Source organism: Frankia sp. AgB1.9, assembly GCF_016786355.1.
Classification (GTDB): domain Bacteria; phylum Actinomycetota; class Actinomycetes; order Frankiales; family Frankiaceae; genus Pseudofrankia.
The window spans coordinates 102309-108654 of record NZ_JADWYX010000016.1 but is presented as its reverse complement, the minus strand read 5'-3'; the positions used below and the strand labels follow the sequence as shown (position 1 = coordinate 108654).

General features: G+C 72.3%; 5 protein-coding genes. 3 read left to right on the top strand and 2 right to left on the bottom strand.

Annotated features, from left to right (window positions below):
• Nucleotides 1-99 precede the first annotated feature (99 nt).
• Nucleotides 100-2646 carry an aminopeptidase N gene (gene pepN / locus I6A60_RS08510; RefSeq protein ID WP_203042425.1) on the bottom strand — a complete coding sequence of 849 codons (2547 nt, stop codon included), beginning with the start codon at nucleotides 2644-2646 and terminating at the stop codon, nucleotides 100-102.
• Nucleotides 2647-3151: 505 nt separating this feature from the next.
• Here pepN and I6A60_RS08505 point away from each other — a divergent pair.
• From I6A60_RS08505 to I6A60_RS08495, 3 genes are all read left to right on the top strand, one after another.
• Entirely contained in the window at nucleotides 3152-4450 is a 1299-nt protein-coding gene (locus I6A60_RS08505) for an AI-2E family transporter (protein ID WP_203011885.1), read from the top strand.
• Nucleotides 4451-4599: 149 nt separating this feature from the next.
• On the top strand, nucleotides 4600-5274 hold the full coding sequence (locus I6A60_RS08500) for a DsbA family protein (RefSeq protein WP_307873587.1): 675 nt from the start codon (nucleotides 4600-4602) through the stop codon (nucleotides 5272-5274).
• 55 nt (nucleotides 5275-5329) lie between these two features.
• Nucleotides 5330-5824: a ribose-5-phosphate isomerase gene (locus tag I6A60_RS08495; RefSeq protein WP_013426230.1), complete on the top strand. Its 495-nt coding sequence runs from the start codon at nucleotides 5330-5332 to the stop codon at nucleotides 5822-5824.
• Nucleotides 5825-5840: 16 nt separating this feature from the next.
• Here the strand turns inward: I6A60_RS08495 and I6A60_RS08490 are convergent, their stop codons facing one another.
• On the bottom strand, nucleotides 5841-6284 hold the full coding sequence (locus tag I6A60_RS08490; protein ID WP_203017156.1) for a hypothetical protein: 444 nt from the start codon (nucleotides 6282-6284) through the stop codon (nucleotides 5841-5843).
• Nucleotides 6285-6346 lie beyond the last annotated feature (62 nt).

Below are 6346 nucleotides of genomic sequence, written 5' to 3'. Positions count from 1 at the left end.
ATCTCGTCCTCGCCGAGAACCCGTCCGGCGGCGGCGTCCGCGTCCGCTCCCGGCCTCTCCTCGGCTGCACCGACTGACCGCCCTAGCCGACTGACCGCCCTAGCCGGCGGCGCTGTCCTTCGCCCGGGCGGCCAGCGCCCGGACCAGGCCGTCTCGGCCCTCGGTCAGCGCGCGGCGCAGCGGCGGCGCCGGGTCCTCGTTGGCCAGGTAGGCGTCCACCTTGTCCAGCGTCGAGGCCTCGATCACTCCGTCCGGGAACAGCGTCTGGGTGATCGTCTGCGCGGTGTCGAAGCTGCGGGTCTTCCAGATTCCCGCGATCTCGGCGAAGTACCGGTCGACGTAGGGCCTCGTCAGCTCACGCTGGCTCGCCACCCAGAAGCCACCCATCGTCGCCGCGGCCAGGTGGTTGGACAGCGTGTCGGACTCCATGACGGCCGCCCAGGCCGCGGCCTTGGCCTCGGCGGTCGGCCGGGCGCTGCGCGCCGTCGCCGCCCGCTTCTCGCCGGCCGCGGTGGCGTCCCGGACCAGCTCCGCGTCGATCTCGGCGTCGCCGTAGACGCCACGGGCGACGAGCTGGGTGAGCAGCGACCAACGCAGCTCGGTGTCCAGCGCCAGCCCCTCGATGACGTCGCGGCCCTCGAAGATCGCCTTGATCTTCTCGACCTGCTCGGGGTCCTCGGCCTGCGCGAAGGTCGTCGTGAAGACCAGCTGCAGGTCGCTGCCGGGCGCCGCGGCGCGCAGCAGCTGCTCGGCCCGGTCGGTGAGCGCGCGCAGCGCCGCCGACCGGTTCGCCGGGTCGCCGTAGCTGTCCAGGGTCAGGGCCGCCCGGGCGAGCAGCGTCTGCACCACGCCGATGTCGTCCTCGACGTCCACGCCGGACAGCACCAGCTTGACGTAGTCGCGGGCGGCGAGCTCCGCGTCCCGGGTCATGTCCCACGCGGCGGCCCAGCACAGCGTCCGGGGCAGCGAGGCCCGGACGCTGCCGATGCCGGAGATCAGCGTGGCCAGCGACCGGTCGTCCAGCCGGATCTTCGCGAACGACAGGTCGTCGTCGTTGAGCAGCAGCAGCTCGGGCCGGCGCGCCCCGACCAGCTTGCTGACCTCGGTCAGCGGGCCGGTGACGTCCAGCTCGACCCGCTCCCGGCGGACCAGGTCGCCCTTGCCGTCCCGGTCGTACAGGCCGATCGCGATCCGGTGCGGCCGCAGTGTCTGCGACGCCGTCGGCGGGTGGGCGGCCGGCTCCTGCACCACGTCGAACGCGGTGAACAGCCCGGACGAGTCGGTCTCGAACCTCGGCCGCAGCGTGTTGACGCCCGTCGTCTCCAGCCAGTCCTTCGACCAGCCGGTGAGCTCACGGCCGCTCGCCTTCTCCAGCTCGTCGAGCAGGTCGCGCAGCGTCGTGTTGCCGTACTCGTAGGCGCGGAAGTAGGTGCGCAGGCCGGAGAGGAACTCCTCCTGGCCGACCCAGCTCACCAGCTGCTTGAGCACCGAAGCGCCCTTGGCGTAGGTGATGCCGTCGAAGTTGGTGCGCACCGCGTCCATGTCGACGGCGTCCGCGACGATCGGGTGCGTCGAGGACAGCTGGTCCTGCCGGTACGCCCAGCCCTTCTCGGCGTTCGCGAAGGTCGTCCAGCCGTTGGTGAACCGGGTCGAGGTGACCTGGGCGAGCACCGAGACGTAGGTCGCGAACGACTCGTTCAGCCACAGGTCGTCCCACCAGCGCATGGTGACCAGGTCGCCGAACCACATGTGCGCCATCTCGTGCAGGATCGTCTCGGCCCGGCGCTCCCGGCGGGCCTCCGTCACCTTGGCGCGGAAGACGTAGTCCTCCAGGTAGGTGACGCAGCCGGCGTTCTCCATCGCCCCGGCGTTGAACTCGGGCACGAACAGCTGGTCGTACTTGCCGAACGGGTACCGGTAGTCGAACACCCGGTGGTAGAAGTCGAAGCCCTGCTTGGTGATCTCGAACAGCTCAGCCGGGTCGAGGAACTCGGCCAGCGAGCCGCGGCAGTACAGCCCGAGGTCGATCCCGTCATGGGAGTCGCGAACCTCGTGGTACGGCCCGGCGACCAGCGCGGTGATGTAGGTCGACATCACCGGGGTCGGCAGGAAGCGGGTGACCCGCACGCCGATCGCGGCCTCGGCCACGGCGGCGACCGCGCTGTTCGAGATGACCTTCCAGTCGGCCGGCGCCGTGACGTTCAGCGTGAAGGTCGCCTTGAGGTCGGGCTGGTCGAAACAGGCGTACATCCGGTGCGCGTCGTACGTCTCGAACTGGGTGTAGAGGTACACCGCCTCGTCGACCGGGTCGACGAACCGGTGCAGGCCCTCGCCGGTCCGCGAGTACGCGCAGTCGGCGAGCACCGTGAGCCGGTTCGACTCCGCCACGCTCGGCAGGGTGATCCTTTCCCCGTCGAACACCTCCGCCGGGTCGAGCGCGACGCCGTTGAGCGCGACCTCGCGCACCGTCGGCGCGGCCAGCTCGATGAAGGTCGTCGCGCCGGGCTCGGTGGCGGTGAACGTGACGGTGGTCGTCGAGGTGAAGGTCTCGTGACCGGTCGTCAGGTCGAGCTCGACCTCGTAGGAGGAGACGTTCAGCAGGCGGGCGCGCTCGCGCGCCTCGTCGCGGGTGAGGTTGTTCGGCACTCGGATCCTCTCGGGACTCAGACCACCCTCGCAGGACAGCCGCGATGGCCGGCGCGACCGCCAGACGGCAGGCACCGCGACGGCTGCGCGGCGGTAACGCGACGGCCGCGCGGCCGCGGCCGCGACGGAAGAACCACTTCCGCCAGTCTTCCACGCTGCGTGGGCGATCGGGCCGCGCGCGCGTTCCCGGCCCGTTGCGAACGCGAAAACGCGGCGGACACGCGGGCCGGCGGGGTGTCGGGCACCTGTCGGGCGGCCCGTTCCGAGGGTGGGACGATCTCGGCGTAGTCTCGGGGCCGCGTGTCCGGCTGGCCGGTCACGTCGTCGGCGTACCCCCGCGACCTACCCCCGCGACGCTGTTCGGTCATCCAGCCCGATCGTTCAGCCCGGCCGCACAGCCCCGTTGGATACTCGGTGAATTGGGTACAGACCCGGTCGGATGTGACGTCGAGGAGACTCTGATCGCGATGCCCGGGCGAGCGGCCCGCAGGCCAAGGGAGGACGCGTGGTGAGACGGGTCGCGCGTGGCGGGACCGACGGCCCGAGCGGTCCGCGGCGCATCGCCCGGCTGGCCGAGCGCGGGGCGGCCAGGCTCGCCGCCGCGCGGGAGGCGGAGGCGGCCGCCGCGACGGCGCCCCCGCCCGGCGAGGCGACCAAGCCCCGGACGCTGGATCAGGTCGCCGTGGTGAGCACGGCGTCGCCGCACGAGCGCGCCGAGCGAGCGGTCCCGGTCGCGTTACGGGTCAGCGCCGGCTGGTCGTGGCGGCTGCTGATCATCGGTGCGGCCGTCTACGTCGTGGTGATCGCGATCGGGCGTGTTCGGTCCATCGTGATCCCGGTTGTCGCCGGTCTACTGATCACCGCTTTGATCGTTCCGATAGCGCAGCGCCTGCAGCGGGTGGGGGTGCCGCGGCTGGCGTCGGCGTTCCTCGCGTTGCTGACCTTCTTCGTCATCCTGGGTGGGGTCGCCGTCGGGGTCGGCTTCAACGCGGCCAACGAGCTGCCTACCGTCGTCGACCAGGTCAACAACGGCATCGGCCAGGTCAGGGACTATCTGACGAACGGCCCGCTGCACCTGTCGCAGAAGCAGATCACCGACCTGATCGACAGCGTTCAGCACTCGCTCACCGCGAACCGGGGGAAGGTCGTCTCGCAGGTCATCACGACGGCCTCGGTGCTGGTCGAGGTGCTCGCCAGCCTGCTGGTCACGGTGTTCGCGACCTTCTTCTTCGTCTACGACGGGGCCGGGATCTGGAACTGGATCGTCAACCGGTTCCCGGCGTCCGCGGAGGAGCGGGTCCGGGGCGCCGGCCGGGAGGCCTGGGCGACGCTGACCGGCTATATCCGGGGCACCGTGCTGATCGCGTTCACCGACGCGTTGGGCATCTCGATCGGCCTGGTCTCGGTCGGGACGCCGCTGGTGGCGCCGCTGGCACTGCTGACCTTCTTCGGCGGCTTCATCCCGATCGTCGGTGCGACCGTGGCGGGGACCGCGGCCGTCCTGGTCACTCTGGTCGCGAAGGGCCTGGTGCCGGCGATCATCGTGCTGTGCGTGGTGGTCGTCGTTCAACAGTTCGAGGGCCACGTCATGCACCCGCTGGTGATGCGCCGGGCGGTGAACCTGCACCCGCTGGCGATCGTGATCTCGTTGTCGGCCGGTGCGGTGCTCGCCGGCATCCCGGGCGCGATCGCGGCCGTGCCGACCGTGGCGGTGATCAACCGCGTGGCGGGATATCTCGCCGCGAGCGGGAAGGCACCGCCCGAGCCGAAGGTTGACCCCGGCGGGGAGCTAGGGGCGGACTAGCGCGCCGCGTCGGTCGGGGGTGCCGGCCGCGGCTCGTCGATCGTCTCCGGGCCTCCTCGCGACGCTGCCCCACCGGAGCCGGGGCGGCGTCGCGGCGGCGTCGGGGCGTGCCCGGCGCTACGAGTGCGGGCCGGCGAACGGAGAAACATGTGACTGCGTCAGCCACCAAGACCGGGTCGGAGCCCGCGGCGGAGACCGGGGCCGCGGTACCGGTGGTCGCCGACTTCTGGTTCGACCCGAGCTGTCCGTGGGCGTTCCTGACCTCGCGCTGGATGCTGGAGGTCCAGAAAGTCCGCGACGTCGAGATCCGCTGGCACGTCATGAGTCTCGCGGTGCTCAACGGCGGCAGGGACGACATCCCTGAGGTCTACAAGGCGATGATCCCGGGCATGTGGGGGCCGGTCCGGGTCGCGATCGCGGCCGCCGCCGAGCATGGCGACGAGGTGCTCGGCCCGCTCTACACCGCGCTCAGCCGCCGCCGGCACATCGACAAGGCCGAGTGGTCCAAGGACGTCTTCGAAGCGGCGCTGACCGAGGTCGGCCTGCCCACCGCGCTCGCGGCCGCGGCCGACTCCACCGAGTTCGACGACGCGGTCCGCGCGAGCCACGCCGACGGCATCGGCCGGGTCGGGATGGACGTGGGCACCCCGGTGATCGCCATCGGCGACACCGCGCTGTTCGGCCCGGTGATCACGCCGGCGCCGACCGGCGAGGCCGCGGGCAAGCTCTGGGACGGCTTCCTCCTCGTCGTCCAGACTCCCGGCTTCTACGAGCTCAAGCGCAGCCGGGACGTCGGCCCCACCTTCGACAACCTGACGATCTGAGTGGACGGGCGCCCGCCCTGCGCGCCGATCCGGCGGGGCGGGCATGATGCTCGTCGTGCGCGTCCATCTCGGTTCTGACCACGCCGGCTATCACCTGAAGGCCGCCCTCGTCGAGCGGCTGGCCGAGCTCGGCCACACTCCGGTCGACCACGGCCCCAGCGACTACGACCCCGACGACGACTACCCGCCGTTCGTCATGGCGGCGGCCGCGGCCGTCGCCGCCGAGCCGGGCAGCCTCGGCATCGTCATCGGCGGCTCCGGCAACGGTGAGGCCATCGCGGCCAACAAGGTTGACGGCGTCCGGGCCGCGCTGGCCTGGAGCGAGGAGACCGCCCGCCTGGGCCGTCAGCACAACGACGCGAACGTGCTCAGCCTCGGCGCCCGGATGCACGAGGTGTCCGAGGCGATCGGCTTCGCGCAGGTGTTCCTGGACACGCCGTTCTCCGACGAGTCCAGGCACACCCGCCGGCTGCGGATGCTGACCGGCTACGAACGGACCGGGGAGCTGCCGCCGGTGCCGACCGGAGCGCCCGCCCCGCCGGCTGTCTGAGCGGTCGGGCCGAGGTTCAGGCCCGCCCCGGGTCCGCCTCGTCGGACCGGCCGGGCGGCGCCGGACGCGGCGGGCGCTTCCACATCGGCGGGGTCCGCCGGATGGCCGGCCTGGCCGCCCTGGCCCGGTCCGCGGCGATTCGGCCGGCGATCAGGCGCTCGGCTTCGGCCAGGTCGTCGGCGTCCGGGCGGGCCACGTCGCGGGCCCGCATCGCGGAGCTGAGGGTGATCTTGCTGCGCCCGCCGTCGAGCAGGCCACGCAGCGCGCCGTCGCCGTCCTCGCCGGACCGGCGCCATCGGGTGCCGCCCGGCCGGGGTGGGCCGGCGCGGCCCCGGACGTCGCCGCCGGGATCCTCGTCGTGCGGGTTCTGGGCCTGCCTGGGCGTCGGTCCGGCGGAGCCCTCGGAGGGCTGGCCGGGCTCGGTCGCGTCGCCGGCCCCGGGCTGGCCGAGCTCGGTCACGATGGTCGCCTCCCTCCCAACGGGCGCTCCGTCGTCGGCGTGTGAGCGACCTCATTGTCCGC